Origin of the sequence: Bacillus aquiflavi (genome assembly GCF_019915265.1) — a bacterium.
GTDB lineage: Bacteria > Bacillota > Bacilli > Bacillales > Cytobacillaceae > Bacillus_BT > Bacillus_BT aquiflavi.
Window position 1 is genome coordinate 810,670 of record NZ_CP082780.1, and the last position, 18,609, is coordinate 829,278.

Here is an 18,609-nt window from a genome sequence, read left to right on the forward strand (position 1 = left end):
TTTTATACATTTAGTGTGTACAGTTGACTTAATTGAATGGACGGATAAGGAACCGTTTGGGAAAAAATTTTGGGGGGTAACAGCGTGAAAAAGAGGTTTTCTCTCCTTTTTAGTATGTTGCTCGTCTTTAGCGTGTTCTTAGCTGCTTGCGGCGGAGGAAATGCTGATGGCGATAAGGCAGATAAAAAGGATAAAGCAAAATCAAATGCGGAACAAGAATTAGCAATTAATATTAACACTGAGCCGCCAACATTAAATCCTGGCTTAGCGAAAGATTCTACATCTGGTGCAGTTTTATTGCAAGCTTTTGAAGGTTTAACACGGATTAATAAAGATGGTAAACCTGAAGAAGCGATGGCAAAAAAAATTGATGTATCAGATGATCAATTAGTTTATACATTTACTTTACGGGACACTAAATGGTCAAATGGTGATCCTGTTACAGCTCAAGACTTTGAATATGCATGGAAATGGGTGTTAGACCCGAACAATGGTGCAGAATATGCATACCAGCTTTACTATATAAAAGGTGCTGAAGCTGCTAATCTTAAGGGTGGTTCACTTGATGAAGTAGGGATAAAAGCATTAGATGATAAAACATTAGAAGTTACGTTAGAAAACCCTACTCCTTTTTTCACAGAGTTAACAGCTTTTTACACTTACTATCCGGTAAATAAAGCAATTGCTGAAAATAATCCAGATTGGCATACAGATGCTGGAGAAAACTTTACATCTAACGGACCTTTCAAATTAGTAGAATGGTCTCATAGTGATAAAGTGATTCTTAAAAAGAATGAAAACTATTGGGATTCAGATAAAGTAAAACATGAAAAAATTGAAATGTTCATGATTAACGATGCGAACACTGAATTATCAATGTTTGATAATGGTGAATTAGATTGGGCTGGTAAACCAAACGGTCAGCTTCCTACAGATGCAATGCAAGCTTTAAAAGATGAAGGGCGTTTAAAAATTGAACCTTTTGCGGGCATTTATTGGTATAAATTTAATACAAAGGTTGAACCTTTAAATAACGTTAACATCCGGAAAGCATTAACTTATGCAATTGATCGTAAATCGATAATTAATAACATTACACAAACAGAAGAAATACCAGCAATGGCAATTGTACCGCCAACAATGTTCTCTGAAAATGAAAAAGGTTATTTCAAGGATAACGATGTTAAGAAAGCAAAAGAGTATTTACAAAAAGGGTTAGAAGAGCTCGGTCTTAAAGATGCCTCTGAATTACCGCCAATCTCTTTATCCTATAACACATTAGAATCACATCAAAAAATTGCTCAAGCAATTCAAGATATGTGGAAAACTGAGTTAGGGATTGAAGTTGTTCTTGACAACCAAGAATGGGCAGTTTACTTAGATAAAATTCAATCTGGTGATTATCAAATTGGTCGCTTAGGCTGGGCAGCTGATTTTAATGACCCAATTAACTTCCTTGAAATGTTCCGTGACGCAGCAGGCGGAAACAATCAAACTGGTTGGGAAAATGAGGAGTTTAAAAACTTATTAGACGAATCAGCGAAAGAAAAAGATCCTAAAAAGCGTGCAGAATTATTGAAAAAAGCCGAAGAAATTATTATTGATGAATTACCTGTAGCACCTATTTACTTCAATACTACTAGCTGGGTACAAAACGATAGCTTAAAAGGTGTTGTCGTATCTGGTCTTGGAGATGCTCAATTTAAATGGGCATACTTTGAATAAAGTTATTTAGTTTGAAGGTATATGGGGTTTTGATTCCATATACCTTCATTTCTTGCTAACACGATTAGCAAATATTGGAGGTGTCATGATTGGCAAGATATATCGGAAAGCGTTTGCTGTACTTAATTATTTCTTTGTGGCTTATTATAACAGCAACGTTTTTTTTAATGCGTATAGCACCGGGTAATCCGTTTACTTCCGAGAAAAAACTCCCTCCTGAAATTGAGGCTAATTTAAATGCTCACTATGGACTGGATCAACCTTGGTATATGCAGTATGTTGATTATTTAGTTAGAATAGCAAAATGGGATTTCGGCCCGTCTTTTAAATATAAAAGCCAAACTGTTAATGACTTAATTAACGAAGGATTTCCGATTTCTCTTATTTTAGGTGTTGAAGCCATTCTGTTAGCCGTTTCTTTAGGGATGATCTTAGGAGTCATTGCCGCACTGAAGCATAATAAATGGCAGGATTACTCAGCAATGATTGTAGCTGTAATGGGGATATCAGTCCCTTCATTTATAATGGCGACGATATTACAATACTTTTTAGCGATTAAAGCTGGGGTGTTCCCGGTGGCGAGATGGGAGTCATTTGCTCATACAATATTACCTGCACTTGCACTTGCATCAACACCGATGGCTTTTATTGCGCGTTTAACCCGCTCTAGTATGCTTGAAGTGTTAAGTAATGATTATATTAAAACAGCTAAAGCAAAGGGGCTCAATCAATGGGCTATTACAATTAAACATACAATACGAAACGCACTACTTCCTGTTGTATCTTATTTAGGTCCACTTTCAGCCGGAGTCATTACAGGAAGCTTTGTAATTGAAAAAATCTTCGGTATCCCTGGATTAGGATCTCATTTCGTATTAAGTATCGGAAATCGTGATTATACCGTCATAATGGGAATTCCCTTTTTTTATAGTATTATACTTTTGGTCTCTATTCTCCTTGTCGACATTGCGTACGGATTTATTGATCCACGCATCAAACTGGCAGGCGGTAAGAAAGGAGAGTAATAAATGGAACAGTTATCAAAAGAAAAATTTCAGCATGTCGGTCCGAAAACATCGGATGCCGAAATAATTTCAAAGCCTAGTTTATCTTTTTGGAAAGATGTATCAATTCGATTTCGAAAAAACAAGCTTGCCATGTTAGGACTTGTTTTACTGTTTGCTCTTTTATTTATGGCAATCTTTGGACCATATATGACGTCTTATGACTATGCGACAAACGATTTAACAAATAAAAATCAGCCTCCTTCGGCAGAACATTGGTTTGGAACGGATGATCTTGGTCGTGATGTCTTTACTCGTACTTGGGAAGGTGCACGAATTTCTTTGCTTGTCGGTGTTGCTGCTGCCTTAGTAGACCTTTTCATCGGGGTTATTTGGGGAGGATTTTCAGGTTATAAAGGCGGTCGGACAGATGATATTATGATGCGAATTGCCGATGTTTTATATGGGGTTCCATATTTATTATTAGTTATTTTATTAATGGTCGTTTTAGGCCAAAGCGTTGGTACAATGATTTTAGCAATGACAATTACTGGGTGGATTAATATGGCTCGGATTGTAAGAGGACAAGTGTTGTCGCTTAAGAATCAAGAGTATGTTTTAGCAGCTAAAACATTAGGGGCAGATACTTCTAGAATTATGCGAAAACATCTCATTCCTAATTCGTTAGGGCCTATTCTTGTTACCATGACATTAACAATTCCATCCGCCATTTTTACTGAATCCTTTTTAAGTTATTTAGGTCTAGGATTAACCCCTCCTGTAGCAAGTTGGGGAACGATGGCATCAGAAGGATTGCCGGCATTACGTTATTATCCATGGCGCTTATTTTTCCCAGCTTTATTTATAAGTGTGACGATATTTGCATTTAACGTTGTTGGTGATGGATTACGGGATGCACTAGACCCACGATTAAGAAAATAAGGGAGTGAGAAAATGGAAAAATTGCTCGAGGTAAAGGATTTAGAAGTCTCATTCCAAACATATGGAGGAGAAGTAAAAGCAGTTCGTGGTGTCAGCTTTGATCTTTACAAAGGGGAGACACTTGCGATTGTTGGTGAATCTGGATCGGGTAAAAGTGTGACAACACAAACAATTATGAAATTAATTCCTATGCCTCCTGGTAAAATCACAAACGGGCATATATTGTTTAAAGGAGAAGATCTCGTTCCAAAAACGGATAAACAAATGGAGAAAATTCGCGGTAAAGAGATTAGTATGATTTTCCAAGATCCAATGACTTCTTTAAACCCGACAATGAAAGTGGGTAAACAAATTATAGAAGTTTTGGCAAAGCATCAAAATATGCCAAAATCAGATGCAGGAAATCGTGCTATTGAGCTCCTTAAACTCGTGGGAATTCCATTTCCAGAAAAGCGTGTTAATCAATATCCGCATGAATTTTCTGGAGGTATGAGACAAAGGGTTATGATTGCAATTGCTTTAGCAGCAAACCCTAAATTATTAATTGCTGATGAACCGACGACAGCTTTAGATGTTACGATACAAGCACAAATTTTAGAATTAATGAAAGAACTTCAACAAAAAATGGAAACGTCGATCATTTTCATTACACATGACCTTGGTGTTGTTGCTAACGTAGCAGATCGTGTAGCGGTAATGTATGCTGGGCAAATCGTCGAGATGGGTACGGTCGATGAAATTTTCTATGATCCGCGTCATCCATATACTTGGGGGTTGCTCGCTTCAATGCCTAGTCTCGATAATGATGAGAAATCAGAACTTAATGCGATTCCAGGTTCACCTCCTGATTTAACGAATCCACCTAAAGGAGATGCTTTTGCAACGAGAAACGAATACGCTTTGGCAATTGATTATGAAGAAGAACCGCCAATGTTTCAAATTTCAAATACTCACTTTGCAAAAACTTGGCTGCTTCATCCAAATGCACCGAAAATCAAACCGCCTGAATCAGTTAAGAAGCGAATGCGGCAATTATCCAATACTTTTAAAACTCCTTTGTTAGTAAAGGGGGATCAATGAAGTGGCAGAAAGAGAAAAGTTATTAGAAATAAAAAGCTTAAAACAGCATTTTGATGTTGGCGGAGGAAATGTTGTAAAGGCTGTAGGCGGCATTTCATTTGACATTTACAAAGGAGAAACTTTAGGTCTTGTCGGTGAATCTGGTTGCGGAAAGTCGACTACAGGAAGAACAATTATTCGCTTATATGAGGCCACTGCTGGTAAAGTTTTATTTAATGGTGAAAATGTTCACGGAAAAAAATCAAAGAAAGCTTTAAAAAAATTTAATCGCAAAATGCAAATGATCTTCCAAGATCCATATGCTTCATTAAACCCAAGAATGACAGTAGCAGACATTATTGCTGAAGGAATTGACATTCATGGTTTAGCTAAGAATAAAAAAGAACGAATGGAAAGAGTAAATAAGCTTCTTGAAACGGTTGGACTAAATAGAGAGCATGCGAATCGTTATCCTCACGAATTTTCAGGCGGTCAAAGGCAAAGAATCGGAATTGCACGAGCATTAGCAGTTGAACCGGAATTTATTATTGCTGATGAGCCGATTTCAGCGCTTGATGTTTCTATTCAAGCACAAGTTGTTAACTTATTAAAAAAGTTACAACGTGAAAAGGGATTGACGTATCTTTTTATTGCTCATGATTTATCCATGGTAAAATATATTAGTGATCGAATAGGGGTCATGTATTTTGGTAAGCTTGTTGAGCTTGCACCTAGTGAAAATTTATATAAAAATCCAATTCATCCATATACGCAATCTTTATTATCAGCAATCCCTCTGCCTGATCCTGAAATAGAACGTACACGGAAAAGAAAAGCTTATGATCCAACTGTCCATAATTACGCAAAAGATGAAAAACTAGAAATGCGCGAAATTTATCCGGGACATTTCGTTTATTGTTCTGAAAGTGAATATAAGCAATATCAAAAACAATACAGTTAAAATCTGCGGGGCTACTTTTAGGATAGCCCCGTTTTCTATACTTTTTCACATTAACGCATTACATGTTTTTATCATACAATAATTTTTATTAAAAATCTATTTAATTTTCACTTTATTTTTAATATTAATTTTTTCAAGTTGAGTAAATTAAAAAAAGAAGCTATCTAAAAAGTTAATGACTTTTTAAATAGCCCCTAAATGCGATCAAATTATTTACCTTTTCCACCACCGACACTTTTCCAATTAGTTTGTATTTTATTTGATTGAACAACAAATTCATTTTTATTTTTTCCGCCAAATAAACCTGTTCCAATTCCATTCGTAATGACACCGACAGTTGCGGTAATACCAATAACAAGTAAGGCGACGATTGCAACATCCATTATGTATTCACCCATGGAATCCCCCTCCATCCTTAGTTACACTATGTTTATTATATCCTTATTTTAGCGAAATTGCACGTGTATTTAAAGAGGTCAGTAAAGACTTTAAAATCTAATTGAATTTTATAAGGAAAAGAAAAATTTACTCATTTGTTTTTCATTTCAAACAATTAATTGAGAACAAATAACCTGTTCCAAATATGTTTGCATTTAGCCTAAAAAGGGTAAATACTCATTAATTATTATTAATAAAAAGAATTTTTTTAGAGAAGATATGAAACTTTTTATTAAAAATTCTCGTCAATATAAGTGGGATTTTTTTTAGAGGAGGGAGTTGTCCTACATAATGATAAAAAAAAGTAAAAAAAATCTACCACGGACATTTTGTTTAGTGTATAATAAATAATAGAGATTACTTGTTTATATTGATTTTAATTTAGGGATAACCTTTAAAGAATAATGGTACAGTATTTCTGTTTTTTAACGACGTTAATTTTTAATGAAGGAGTGTGAAATTTGTAAATGGTTACCTTATACACTTCACCAAGTTGTACTTCGTGTAGGAAAGCAAAATCATGGCTTGAAGAACATAACATTACTTATAAAGAAAGAAATATTTTTTCTGAACCACTAACAATTGAAGAAATTAAAGAAATTCTTCGGATGACAGAGGACGGTACAGATGAGATTATTTCTACAAGGTCAAAAACATTTCAGAAATTAAGCGTTAATTTAGAAACAATGCCTTTACAGGAGCTTTTTGATTTAATTAAGGAGAATCCTGGGTTATTGCGCCGCCCAATTATTATTGATGAAAAGCGTTTGCAGGTTGGTTATAATGAGGACGAAATTCGTCGCTTTCTCCCTAGAAGAGTTCGTACATTCCAATTACGTGAAGCACAAAGATTAGTAAACTAAAAATTGGGTCTTCATATCCGAAAGGATGTTGAAGGCCTTTTTCTTGTTTAATTTTATACGAGATGGAAGTGGATATTGAGTTTTGTTTAAATTTTTGTTAAAATACAAGGAATTTAATTATATATGTGAGAATAATGTTCGCTGCTGTTAGGCAAATGATTGTTTTTATAATTAGGACGTCTTTTATTTCCCTTATGTGTGTTTTTATCATAAAATAGAAGTACAAAGTATAAACTAAAATTTATACGATGATAAGTTCAACAATAGCTTGACATTAATTGGGGGTATTTAGTCCCTTCCATAACATGTAAGAAGGGAGAGAGTTGCGTGGAGATTGAACGAATTAATGAAAATACCGTTAAATTTTACATCTCGTATGGTGATATAGAAGAAAGAGGATTTGATAGGGAAGAAATTTGGTATAATCGGGAACGAAGTGAAGAATTATTCTGGGAAATGATGGATGAAGTTCATCAAGAAGAGGAATTTATTATCGAGGGTCCTTTATGGATTCAAGTACAAGCTTTAGAAAAAGGTTTAGAAGTCCTTGTTACGAAAGCACAGCTTTCAAAAGATGGACAAAAATTCGAACTACCTGTGCCTAGTGACAAATTAAAAGATCATCCTGTTGATGATCGGATTGAAGAATTGCTTGATCACCACTTTACACATAAGGATGGACAAATAGAAGTCGTTTCTTTCGATGATGGTCTTGAATTTCTTCTCTCGTTTGAAGATTTTGAAGATGTCATTGCGCTCTCACATCAGTATGAACTTGATGAGTTAAAAACAAAACTTTATTCATTTGAAGGAAAATATTATTTATATGTTGAGTTTGATGATGATGACGATGAGGTTGAAATTGATAATATATTAAGTATTCTGCTTGAATACGGTGATGAGACGATGGTTACGATCCATCTTTTGGATGAATATGGTCATTTGATTATTTCAAAAGATGTCTTTCGCACAATTAGACAACATTTTAGCTAAAGAAACCGATTTCATATATGAAATCGGGTTTTTAGCTTTTAATTGAATCTTTTTTAGTGTTAAATCGTTAGACATTATAGATGTTTTATTTGGCAGGTGAGATATTTTGAAAAATACGGTTAGAATTATTTTATTTATTGCGATTATAGGAGCTGTTATTTATTTATTTCGTGATTATATTGAAGGTGGAGTTATCGGTTTAATCAGTATTTTCATTTCGTTATCAGTTATTTTTATTGCTTTTCTTATTTTCCTTGAAAATCGCCACCCGACTACAACGGTTACATGGTTAGTTGTTCTTGGTGTTTTTCCGTTAATAGGATTTATCTTTTATATACTGTTTGGAAGAAACTATCGAAAAGAGAGAATGTTTCGAAAGAAATATTTCCTTGATAAACAAGCTTTTTTTAAAGGTTGAAGGCGATTTTGATCCTGTCAACGAAGAAAAAAATGAAACAAATTGGTGATCATCAGCGCAAGCTGTTTTATTTAGCTCAAAAACTTGGCAATAGTCCGATTTCATTTGCTACTGCAACGAAAGTATTAACGAATGGAGATGAGACATTTTCTCATATATTAGCAGCATTGAAAAAAGCGACACATCATATTCATTTAGAGTATTATATCGTTCGTCACGATGAGATTGGCCAAGAAATTAAAGATATTTTAATTGAAAAAGCACAGGAAGGAATTAAGGTTCGTTTTTTGTATGATGCAGTTGGATCGTGGCAGCTTTCTAAGCGCTACATACAAGAATTAAAGGATGGCGGCGTTGAAATGGTGCCGTTTGGTCCAGTTCGTTTTCCGGTTTTAAATAGTAAATTTAATTTCCGTAATCATCGAAAAATTGTCGTGATTGACGGGAGTTTAGGTTTTGTCGGAGGATTAAATATTGGCGATGAATATTTAGGAAAAGTAGAAAGCTTTGGATTTTGGCGTGATACACACTTAATGGTAAGGGGGGAGGCTGTTAGGTCACTGCAATTGATTTTTTTACAAGACTGGTATTACATGACAAGTGAAAGCTTATTAACAATTGAGTACTTATCTCCTGAATTAGAGGAGAATATTCATGGAGGAGTTCAGCTTATTGCAGGCGGACCTGATACTGAATGGAGTGTTATCAAAAATATTTTCTTTTCAATGATCTCGACAGCAAAAAAATCAGTTTGGATTGCATCGCCTTATTTTATTCCAGATGAAGATATTTTCTCAGCAATAAAAGTAGCTGCATTAAGCGGAATTGATGTTAGACTTCTTGTACCAAAAAAACCTGATAAATGGATCGTGTTTCATGCATCACGCTCTTATTTTCCCCAATTGCTCCAAGCTGGTGTGAAAATTTTTGAATATGAGAAAGGTTTTATGCACAGCAAAATTGTTATTGTCGATGATGAGCTTGCCTCAATTGGAACATCGAACATGGACATGAGAAGCTTTCATTTAAACTTTGAAGTTAATGCCTTTTTATTTCGCACAAGAAGCACCCAGTCACTCGTAAACGATTTTATCAATGATTTACGCCATTCAAAATTAATCGAAAGCGAAACCTTTAACAAGCGGCATTTAGGAATACGTTTTCTTGAGTCTACGTCACGTCTTTTATCGCCATTTTTATAGTACGAAAAAGGAGGAATTACGATATTTATAAAGAAAATATATTAATGAAGGGAGGGATAAAATGCTCATTGCAACAACAAAGAATGGTCTTCTTTTTTCACTCGCCAATCAAAAGGATCGGCCATTCTTATTAAAATTGCGACAAAGTGAGGAATTTTTTTGTCCTTGCTGTAATGAGAAAGTAGTTTTAAAGTTAGGGACGAAACGTATTTTTCATTTTTCCCATCAAAGAGGAAGCGAATGCCGTTTTCAAATGGAACCAGAAACGGAATACCACCTAGCGGGGAAACTGCAGTTATATTATTGGTTGCAGCAACAACATGTAAATCCTTTGCTTGAGCCTTATGAAAAGAAAATTCAACAACGTCCCGATTTATTATTTACTTATCGGAACAGAACGTACGTCATCGAATATCAATGTTCACCAATTAGTGAACAATTATTTATGAAAAGAACAAAACAATACATTTTACATGGCTATAATCCAATTTGGGTGATAGGTGCAAAACAAATAAAACGGAAGTCAGGACGGTCTTATTCGTTATCAAATTTTCAAAGTATGTTTCTTGCCGAAATATTGAAAAAGCAATGGATCATTCGTTCATATTGCCCCGACACAGCTCATTTTATCACTCTTCATCAAATCCTTCCGTTATCGATTCGAAATGTATTAGCAAATATTGATATCGCAAAAGCATCAAAAATGAGCATTCAAACGATGTTATCTCCTCATTTTAAAGCACCTCCGTTTGCACGTGAATGGTTAGCAAGTTTGCAAACTTATAAAAAAAATATGCTGCATTCTCCCACGGCTTATAAAAACCCGATCATACAAGAACTTTATCAACATGGAGAAACACTCACTTCACTGCCTCCGGAAATTGGGTTACCTGTTCCCTCAGCTCCGCTAGTTTATAGCCCACCAATTATTTGGCAAATATATTTATATCTTGATTTATTAAAAGAAAAGCAAATAAATGATTTAATTTATGTTCAAGATGTGTATGAAGTATTTAAGCGAAGATTAGTAAAAGGAGATATCAAAATTAGAAAGATCCCGTTTTATTCTACAAGCCATTATTTGGAAGTGATTAAAGAATATATACATCTCCTTGAGAAAGTAGATGTATTGAAAAAATTAGCGACAGATACATTTAAGGTTAAGAGAAAAATAATTGCATTAAAAGAAAAAGAGAGGCAATTTAACGATGATTATTATGAGACAATGATAAATGATCACTTTATTTCCATAAGAGAGCGATCATGAAACGTAAAACGAGCTTTTCTTCATCTATACGGTGGAGTGAATATTGATAAAAGGTGTAATTAAACATATGATATACTTAAGGTATTTTTTATTAGGAAAATCTTATTAGACTCATTCGATTAGACAGCAATCCTATACAAATGAGAAAGATGGAGTTTTTTGGAATGTTGAAATGATTAAGCAGGAACGTTTCGAACATCGAAATATTGAATGGAGGGTCTTTATGACAAATGAATCTCAAGTAAAAAAACTTCCAGCTAGAAGTGAAATAAATATTGAAGAAACGTGGCGATTAGAGGATATTTTCCCCACTGACGAGGAATGGAATAAAGAATATGACAACATAAAGGCATTCATTCCGAAAGTAAGTGAGTTTAAAGGAAAGCTTAGTGAAAGTGCTGAAACTTTGTATCATGCACTTCAATTTCAAGATGAAATACTAGAGCGGATGGGGAAGCTGTATACATATGCTCATATGCGCTCTGATCAGGATACAACTAATTCCTTTTATCAAGGTTTAGATGACCGAGCAAAAAATTTATATACTCAAATTGCGAGTGCCTTATCATTTATTGTTCCAGAGCTTTTGGCAATTGATGAATCTCTAATTAATGGCTATATGGAGGAAAAACAAGAATTAAAGTTATATGAACATGCTTTTAAAGAAATGAATTTACAGCGTCCGCACGTCCTTCCAGCGGAGCAAGAAGCATTATTAGCTGAAGCTGGAGAAGTATTAAATGTATCAAGTAATACGTTTGGAATGTTAAACAATGCTGATTTATTTTTTCCTAATATTAAAGACGAAGAGGGAAAAGAAGTAGAAGTAACGCATGGCAGATTTATCAGTTTTCTTGAAAGTGAAGACGCCAGAGTACGCCGTGATGCTTTTAAAGCAGTGTATGAAACATATGGAAAATTTAAAAATACTTTTTCAAGCACTTTAAGTGGTCAAGTGAAAAAAGATAATTTTAATGCCCGTGTTCGAAAATATCATTCTGCTCGTCATGCTGCACTATCTGCAGATCATATACCAGAAAGTGTATATGATATTTTAGTTCATACAATTAATGAAAATCTTGAGCTTTTGCATCGATATGTAGAGCTTCGTAAAAAAGTGCTTCGTGTCGATAAGCTACATATGTACGATTTATATACACCACTTGTTAAAAATGTAAAAATGGATATTGAATATGAAGAGGCAAAAGAGATTATTTTAAAAGGACTAGCACCGCTTGGAGAGGAATATTTAAATGTTTTAAAAGAAGGCTTTGAAAATCGCTGGATCGATGTTCATGAGAATAAAGGAAAGCGAAGCGGAGCGTATTCGTCAGGAGCATATGGGACAAATCCATATATTTTATTAAACTGGCAAAATAATGTAAATAATTTATTTACACTTGCACATGAATTAGGGCATTCTGTTCATAGCTATTACACACAAAAAACACAGCCTTATCCGTACGGAAGCTATTCGATTTTCTTAGCTGAAGTAGCTTCAACGTGTAATGAAGCATTGCTAAATGATTATTTGCTAAAAACAGTAGACGATGAACAAAAGCGACTTTATTTATTAAATCATTTTTTAGAAGGATTCCGTGGAACTGTATTCCGGCAAACGATGTTTGCTGAGTACGAGCATCTTCTTCATGAGAAAGCTCAAGCTGGAGAAGCGTTAACAGCAGAGCTGTTGACAGATGAATATTATATCATTAAAAAAAAAAAAATACTTTGGCACAGAAGCAATTGAAATTGATGAAGAAATCGGTTTGGAATGGGCACGAATCCCTCATTTTTATTACAATTATTACGTGTATCAATATGCGACAGGCTATAGTGCCGCAACGGCGTTAAGTAAACAAATTCTTGAAGAAGGAAGACCGGCTGTTGCACGTTATCTTGATTTCTTAAAAGCAGGAAGCTCAGATTTTCCTATCGAAGTGTAAAAAAAAAGGCTGGTGTCGATATGACAAGTGCCAAACCGATTCAAGATGGATGTAAAGTATTCGCTGAAAAATTAGCCGAAATGGAAAGTATTTTATCATAGAAGAGGAAATTGAGCTACCGTGTTTAAAAGACATGGCAGCTCAATTTTTATTTATCGTAATGTATTGGTACAAAAAAACTATTTAATATTCACCTGCTGCGAAAACCTTTAAATCTTTTCCGGTCATTTAAATAATATAAGAAAATAAAAAGTGATATAAACAACACAGGGGAACTAATATAAAGAGGTATTATCTTCATTAAGCCAAGTACTTGCAGTAAAAAAGAAAATAAAAGACATAAAATAAGTAGGCAGATAATGATTTTATGCAAAAAACTTCTCCTCCTTAAAATGCCCCATTACTGATCGTCTATGTATACATATGTAGTTGTCCTTTAGAACATTCTTTTTTTTTGACAATATTGTGAAACAACGAACAAACTTATTGCCTTACATACATCTAAAATCGTGATATGATATATTTTAGATGTGAAGTTGATCACAAACAAACATATACCCCTTTGTTTGACCGTGAAAAATTTCTCCCATCCCCTTTGTTCGTGTTAAATGAGAAAAGCCCTTGCAGCAGTGCAAGGGCTTTTCTCATTATTGACCAATGTATTTCCAAAATGTTCCGAACTTTACAGGGATTCGTTCCACTACTTGTTTTAAGATTAGTTTCCTCATATGATGCTCGACATCATTTACCGTCATATTATAAACAAGAGCATTTTCTTTCGAGGCAACTACTTTAAAATGCTTTAAAAACACTTCAAGTGGAGGTGGCTCATTTCTCGTAAGCTGAGTTGAGATCATTTCTTCCAACACTTGAACGTACACATCATATTGATAATATCCTGTTACTTTAATTCCTTCTTCTTCGATATTTTCATTAAAAAATACGAGGGTAGGGATTTCGTTAACTTCCATTTCAGAAGTAATCTTTAAATCACATTGAAATGCTTTTGCAGCACTTTCAGAATGAATATCAGATAAAAATTCTTCTACTTCTAAATTAGCATTTTTAGCACATTGTATTAGGATATCTATATTAGAAATATTTTGCTTCTCAAGAAAAAGAAATTCCCGAAGTTTCCTTAAAAAACGAATTCCGGCTCTTCTTCCTTGAAGTTCAGCAGCTTTGATTGCAACTGAAGCAAGGAAAGGAGAGGAAATTGGATTTTGAAACCAAACACCCCCATCACAGGACATACCTGAGCGGCTTGCTGTTTTTTCCCACAATTCAGCAATACTTTTAAATTTCCTTCGCGAATTTAAATTTAACGTAGCCAATCGACCGCTTAACACATACTTTAACGAAAAATAACACCCATATTCGATTTGCAGTTTTTTTAAAATAGGTTCAAGAGCCCAGCATTCTGGACAAAGGGGATCAATAAACATATAAATTTCAAGAGGCTTTTTATCACTGCCATGGCAATGATGGGATTTATCATTCGTCGTTGACTCTTGATTATATTTTTTTTCTAGTTCCCTCAAGTCACGTCACCTTTCATTGATGTATTATCTGGCGTATTAACCATATGTTGTGCAGTGATTGTTAATCTTGTATAAAAATATTCGCGTATTTGTCCTTTCAACCCAACTTCATCCATTGCTTCATTCATACATGAAAGCCAGGCATCTTGCCTTTTAGGTGTAATTTCGAAAGGCATGTGTCGAGCTCGGAGCATCGGGTGTCCGTGTTCGGCCGTATATATTGGCGGTCCCCCAAGAAATTGCGTAAGGAATTGCTTTTGTTTTCTTGCGGTTTCCGTTAAATCTTTAGGAAAAATAGGAGCGAGATCAGAGTGCTTTCCAACCCGGCGATAAAAAGCATCGACTAATTGATGAAGCATTTCTTCGCCAATTGCATCATATGGTGTTGGTATATTAGAAACCATGTTGATTAACTCCTTTAACTTATAATAACCATTCTTTATGTATTATTTTAGCAATGGGCTGTTTATAACTCAAATAAATCGCCTTTTAATCATGACAAAAAACAAAAACAGGAGTATATATGGATAAAAATAAGTTAAAGCAAAAACGATTCACTGTTCATTTGTAAAGTTTTTTTGTTTAAAAAAACGTTGAATTTTATTATCTGCTCCCCTTAGAGGGATTCCGATTTCATGAAGAAGCTGAAAGAAGACTTTTTGCCCCGTCTGTTTATTTTTCACTTCATATTCTAGCTCAAAATCTTCTTCGTTTAAATAGAAGCTATGATCTAAAACGATTAAGCCATCTTTATATTTTCGTTCGGCTCGAATCGTCTTTAAAGAGCCGAAATACTCAATGTCAGTTAAATTGATCTTAAGTGTTTCAATAGTTTTAGAAATTTCCCCATGTGGAAATAATTTTTTTTCAAACATTCTTTTTGCGGCAGCTTCAGGAATCATTTCATTTATCTCTAAATGGCCATCTTTTACTTTCTGCTTTAATGTCAATTCAAATCGGCCATTTATTTCACGAATTCTTAATGCAGATTTTGCATTTCTTAACGTAAATTGCTTCGTATCAAAATAATGATTTTCTTGTTTAAAAAACTCGTCATTTTTTATCTGAAAAAATTGCTTTAAACGGATAAACTCTTCTTTTGTAAGTAAATTTTTAAATTCAATTTCTAAATGGTGTGTCAACGTCTTTCTTCCTTCCTTTCATGCGTTATATTACGTTTAGGTTAAGAATTGCTTTTTCTTGTTTAGCTTTATCCGTGTGAAATGATATCATACGCCTTTTTAGTGTTGCTAAAAGGTTTTTAGACTTTTCTTTCTCGTTTCATTTCGTCAGAGATAAAATAAGCTAGTCCTAATAATAATTTAAAAATTTGTTGTTGTGAATTTAGGGGAACCGTTCTTTTTATGATAAAATAGAAGAGCTTGGAGGTAAGAGAAAATGAGAGAAAAAATAATTATTAACAGTGTATCAATTAAAGATCAGGAGCTCAACTTGTATTCTGAAACAAAACAATCTTTAACAAATTTAAAAGATCGCGGGCAAGTATTAGTAGATTCTGATCATTTTGCGTTTATTTATATAACTGAAAATGAGGAAACATTTACATACATTGTTTTACATGAACAGATTTGGCCTGAATTGAAAATAGCGTTAACGAAAAATCTACCCGTAGTTGTTGTTGGAAAAGACTCGCGCTTGTATTTAAATGGTTTTCATGGTGAATTAAATTATTTAATTGAAAATATAAAAGGAAACAGCAATTATGGTGAAGAAATGGTAAATAAAGTGGAAAGTCTCTTTTTATAAAAAGATCCTTTACTTTTTCATGTAATTTTTAATGCGGTGGTGTTTAATAAATGAATCATTGGGATCAGTTTTTAGGACCATACAAACAAGCGGTTGAAGAGCTGAAAATTAAGCTCAGGGGGATGAGAAGCCAATTTGACCTTGATTCTGCCCATTCGCCAATTGAGTTTGTTACAGGTAGGGTGAAACCGATCGCGAGTATTTTAGATAAAGCAAATCAAAAAGGAATTCCCCTTGACAGGCTAGAAACAGAAATACAGGATATTGCCGGGCTTCGGATGATGTGCCAATTTGTCGACGATATTAAAATTGTTGTCGAGTTATTAAGGAACCGTAATGACTTTGAAATTGTTGAAGAAAGAGATTATATTTCACATAAGAAAGTGAGCGGCTACCGATCTTATCATGTAGTGATTCAATATCCGGTTCAAACGATTCATGGAGAAAAAAAAATATTGGCGGAAATTCAAATTAGGACATTAGCGATGAATTTTTGGGCAACAATTGAACACTCATTAAACTATAAATATAAAGGACAAATTCCAGACGAGATTCGCATACGTCTTCAACGTGCAGCTGAAGCTGCTTTTAGACTTGATGAAGAAATGTCGCAAATTCGCGGTGAAATTCAAGATGCACAAGTTTTTTTCACTTTTAAAAAGGAATTACAGCAAGAAAGTAGAAAATTGCCACGACATTCAGGATAAATTTAAATAGGGAGTATGATGACGATGAAATTTGCAATTACATCTAAAGGCGATCCAAAATCAAATACGTTAATGCATAAAATGCGTACATATTTAATGAATTTTGATCTCGTTTATGATGAAGATCAGCCAGATATTGTAATTTCTATCGGTGGAGACGGAACACTTTTATATGCGTTTCATCGGTATAGCAGTAGACTCGATAAGACTGCTTTTGTTGGTATTCACACAGGCCATTTAGGCTTTTATGCCGATTGGATTCCTGAAGAAATGGAAAAGCTTGTCATCGCCATTGCGAAAACTCCGTACCAAATAGTTGAATATCCGTTACTCGAAGTCATTATTCGTTATCAGCATGGCGGAAAAGAAACTCGTTATTTAGCTTTAAATGAATCAACAGTGAAAAGTGTTGAAGGAACACTTGTTATGGATGTAGAAATTCGCGGTCAGCATTTTGAACGTTTTCGGGGAGATGGATTATGTATTTCAACCCCATCAGGCAGTACAGCTTACAATAAAGCTTTGGGCGGAGCCATTATTCATCCATCGATTGCTGCTATTCAAGTAGCTGAAATGGCCTCAATTAATAATAAAGTGTTTCGAACGATCGGCTCCCCCCTCATTTTACCAGCACATCATACATGTATGCTTAAGCCAGTTAACGGACCTGATTTTCAAATTACTGTCGATCACTTAACGTTGCTTCATAAAGATGTAAAGTCGATTCAGTTTCGTGTTTCTGATGAAAAAATTAGGTTTGCCCGTTTTCGGCCGTTCCCATTTTGGAAACGAGTTCATGACTCATTCGTTTCTGGGGATTAAAAGGATAAGGACGATCGTAAATGACAAAACAGTTTATACTTCAATGGAAAATCGAACCTTCTGCTGAGGGGACTTTTATTCGCGATTTTTTAAAAGAAAAAAGTATTTCAAAAACGGCCTTGACCGATATTAAATTTAAAGGTGGGCAAATTGCTGTTAATGGACAAACTGTGACTGTACGTTACAAACTAGAAACAGATGATTTGTTAGTGGTAAAGTTTCCGCCTGAATTGCCAAGTGCCAGTTTGCAAGGCGAGGACATCTCTTTACATATTTTATATGAAGATGATTACTTATTAGTCATCAATAAGCGGGCTGGAATGAATACAATTCCATCACGAGAGCATCCATCAGGCAGTCTTGCAAATGCATTAATAGGCCATTATAACAAAAGTGGTATTCAAGCCACTGTTCATATTGTAACGAGATTAGATCGGGATACTTCAGGGCTTGTATTAATCGCGAAGCATCGGCATATTCATCACTTATTTAGTCAACAACAATTAAAGAACGAAGTGGAAAGAATATACGAAGCATTTGCAGAGGGCGTTATAAGCAAACAAAACGGGATGATTAATGAACCCATTGCAAGAAAGGAAGACAGTATTATAGAAAGGCAAGTACATCCTCATGGTAAAAAGGCCTCAACACATTATAAAGTGATCAACCGTTATGAAACTTATACCCACTTAGAATTATCACTGGAAACAGGCAGGACACATCAAATTCGTGTTCATCTTTCATACATTGGACATCCGCTTCTTGGAGATGAACTATACGGTGGAAGTAAGCAAAGAATTTCTAGACAAGCACTCCATTGCAGTAAGATTAGCTTTATTCATCCATTTACAAAAGAACGTCTGCAATTTTGCGCTCCTTTACAGGAAGACATGAGAATTTTACAGCAAAATGAAAAATAAGCCGATTATTTACGGCTTATTTTCTATGCTTTAG

Annotated in this window: 16 protein-coding genes and 2 pseudogenes; 14 read left to right on the top strand and 4 right to left on the bottom strand. The window is 34.6% G+C overall.

The genetic code is table 11. The annotated features are described in order from the left end of the window. The first annotated feature begins 84 nt into the window (after nt 1-84). The 5 genes from K6959_RS04105 to K6959_RS04125 all read left to right on the top strand — a co-directional run bounded on the left by K6959_RS04105 (nt 85) and on the right by K6959_RS04125 (nt 5,691). Nucleotides 85-1,725, top strand: a complete 1,641-nt coding sequence (locus K6959_RS04105) for a peptide ABC transporter substrate-binding protein (protein ID WP_223087714.1) — start codon at nt 85-87, stop codon at nt 1,723-1,725. A gap of 89 nt (nt 1,726-1,814) precedes the next feature. Next, complete coding sequence (locus tag K6959_RS04110) at nt 1,815-2,750, top strand: ABC transporter permease (RefSeq protein ID WP_223087715.1); 936 nt, start codon at nt 1,815-1,817, stop codon at nt 2,748-2,750. 3 nt (nt 2,751-2,753) lie between these two features. After that, complete coding sequence (locus tag K6959_RS04115; protein WP_163240595.1) at nt 2,754-3,671, top strand: ABC transporter permease; 918 nt, start codon at nt 2,754-2,756, stop codon at nt 3,669-3,671. 12 nt (nt 3,672-3,683) lie between these two features. Further along, a complete protein-coding gene (locus K6959_RS04120) occupies nt 3,684-4,751 on the top strand; it encodes an ABC transporter ATP-binding protein (RefSeq protein ID WP_163240593.1) in 1,068 nt (355 codons plus the stop codon). Between the two features lies 1 nt (nt 4,752). After that, complete coding sequence (locus K6959_RS04125; protein WP_223087717.1) at nt 4,753-5,691, top strand: ABC transporter ATP-binding protein; 939 nt, start codon at nt 4,753-4,755, stop codon at nt 5,689-5,691. A gap of 209 nt (nt 5,692-5,900) precedes the next feature. Here the strand turns inward: K6959_RS04125 and K6959_RS04130 are convergent, their stop codons facing one another. Beyond that, nucleotides 5,901-6,089, bottom strand: a complete 189-nt coding sequence (locus K6959_RS04130) for a hypothetical protein (RefSeq protein ID WP_163240589.1) — start codon at nt 6,087-6,089, stop codon at nt 5,901-5,903. A gap of 507 nt (nt 6,090-6,596) precedes the next feature. Here K6959_RS04130 and spxA point away from each other — a divergent pair. The 5 genes and pseudogenes from spxA to pepF all read left to right on the top strand — a co-directional run bounded on the left by spxA (nt 6,597) and on the right by pepF (nt 12,919). Further along, nucleotides 6,597-6,992, top strand: coding sequence for a transcriptional regulator SpxA (gene spxA, locus K6959_RS04135; protein WP_163240587.1), 396 nt, complete (start codon nt 6,597-6,599; stop codon nt 6,990-6,992). A 327-nt stretch (nt 6,993-7,319) separates the two neighbouring features. Continuing rightward, nucleotides 7,320-7,985, top strand: coding sequence for an adaptor protein MecA (gene mecA, locus K6959_RS04140; RefSeq protein ID WP_163240585.1), 666 nt, complete (start codon nt 7,320-7,322; stop codon nt 7,983-7,985). A 106-nt stretch (nt 7,986-8,091) separates the two neighbouring features. After that, nucleotides 8,092-9,605: pseudogene (gene cls / locus K6959_RS04145) on the top strand (cardiolipin synthase). 61 nt (nt 9,606-9,666) lie between these two features. Next, on the top strand, nt 9,667-10,872 hold the full coding sequence (locus K6959_RS04150) for a competence protein CoiA (RefSeq protein ID WP_163240581.1): 1,206 nt from the start codon (nt 9,667-9,669) through the stop codon (nt 10,870-10,872). 223 nt (nt 10,873-11,095) lie between these two features. Then, a pseudogene (gene pepF / locus K6959_RS04155) lies at nt 11,096-12,919 on the top strand (oligoendopeptidase F). A gap of 546 nt (nt 12,920-13,465) precedes the next feature. Here the strand turns inward: pepF and K6959_RS04160 are convergent. The 3 genes from K6959_RS04160 to K6959_RS04170 all read right to left on the bottom strand — a co-directional run bounded on the left by K6959_RS04160 (nt 13,466) and on the right by K6959_RS04170 (nt 15,501). Then, nucleotides 13,466-14,359 carry a ClpXP adapter SpxH family protein gene (locus tag K6959_RS04160; RefSeq protein ID WP_262421890.1) on the bottom strand — a complete coding sequence of 298 codons (894 nt, stop codon included), beginning with the start codon at nt 14,357-14,359 and terminating at the stop codon, nt 13,466-13,468. Next, the gene (locus K6959_RS04165; protein ID WP_163240577.1) at nt 14,356-14,763 is read right to left on the bottom strand and encodes a globin domain-containing protein; all 408 of its coding nucleotides are present in this window, start codon (nt 14,761-14,763) and stop codon (nt 14,356-14,358) included. The genes K6959_RS04160 and K6959_RS04165 overlap by 4 nt, the downstream gene beginning before the upstream one ends. Nucleotides 14,764-14,913: 150 nt before the next feature. Then, on the bottom strand, nt 14,914-15,501 hold the full coding sequence (locus K6959_RS04170) for a CYTH domain-containing protein (RefSeq protein ID WP_223087719.1): 588 nt from the start codon (nt 15,499-15,501) through the stop codon (nt 14,914-14,916). Nucleotides 15,502-15,757: 256 nt separating this feature from the next. On the opposite strand from K6959_RS04170, the gene K6959_RS04175 reads away from it, so the two are divergent. The 4 genes from K6959_RS04175 to K6959_RS04190 are packed head-to-tail and all read left to right on the top strand — an operon-like array spanning nt 15,758 to nt 18,575. After that, on the top strand, nt 15,758-16,126 hold the full coding sequence (locus K6959_RS04175) for a UPF0738 family protein (RefSeq protein ID WP_163240573.1): 369 nt from the start codon (nt 15,758-15,760) through the stop codon (nt 16,124-16,126). A 50-nt stretch (nt 16,127-16,176) separates the two neighbouring features. After that, nucleotides 16,177-16,833 carry a GTP diphosphokinase gene (locus K6959_RS04180; protein ID WP_163240571.1) on the top strand — a complete coding sequence of 219 codons (657 nt, stop codon included), beginning with the start codon at nt 16,177-16,179 and terminating at the stop codon, nt 16,831-16,833. A 24-nt stretch (nt 16,834-16,857) separates the two neighbouring features. After that, entirely contained in the window at nt 16,858-17,655 is a 798-nt protein-coding gene (locus K6959_RS04185) for an NAD kinase (RefSeq protein ID WP_163240569.1), read from the top strand. Nucleotides 17,656-17,675: 20 nt separating this feature from the next. Then, the gene (locus K6959_RS04190) at nt 17,676-18,575 is read left to right on the top strand and encodes an RluA family pseudouridine synthase (RefSeq protein ID WP_163240567.1); all 900 of its coding nucleotides are present in this window, start codon (nt 17,676-17,678) and stop codon (nt 18,573-18,575) included. Nucleotides 18,576-18,609: the final 34 nt, after the last annotated feature.

Coding starts and splice junctions, on each gene's coding strand:
- K6959_RS04115 (WP_163240595.1), top strand. CDS start 2,754: ATGGAACAGTTATCAAAAGAAAAATTTCAGCATGTCGGTCCGAAAACA.
- K6959_RS04120 (WP_163240593.1), top strand. CDS start 3,684: ATGGAAAAATTGCTCGAGGTAAAGGATTTAGAAGTCTCATTCCAAACA.
- K6959_RS04130 (WP_163240589.1), bottom strand. CDS start 6,089: ATGGGTGAATACATAATGGATGTTGCAATCGTCGCCTTACTTGTTATT.
- spxA (WP_163240587.1), top strand. CDS start 6,597: ATGGTTACCTTATACACTTCACCAAGTTGTACTTCGTGTAGGAAAGCA.
- K6959_RS04150 (WP_163240581.1), top strand. CDS start 9,667: ATGCTCATTGCAACAACAAAGAATGGTCTTCTTTTTTCACTCGCCAAT.
- K6959_RS04165 (WP_163240577.1), bottom strand. CDS start 14,763: ATGGTTTCTAATATACCAACACCATATGATGCAATTGGCGAAGAAATG.
- K6959_RS04175 (WP_163240573.1), top strand. CDS start 15,758: ATGAGAGAAAAAATAATTATTAACAGTGTATCAATTAAAGATCAGGAG.
- K6959_RS04180 (WP_163240571.1), top strand. CDS start 16,177: ATGAATCATTGGGATCAGTTTTTAGGACCATACAAACAAGCGGTTGAA.
- K6959_RS04185 (WP_163240569.1), top strand. CDS start 16,858: ATGAAATTTGCAATTACATCTAAAGGCGATCCAAAATCAAATACGTTA.
- K6959_RS04190 (WP_163240567.1), top strand. CDS start 17,676: ATGACAAAACAGTTTATACTTCAATGGAAAATCGAACCTTCTGCTGAG.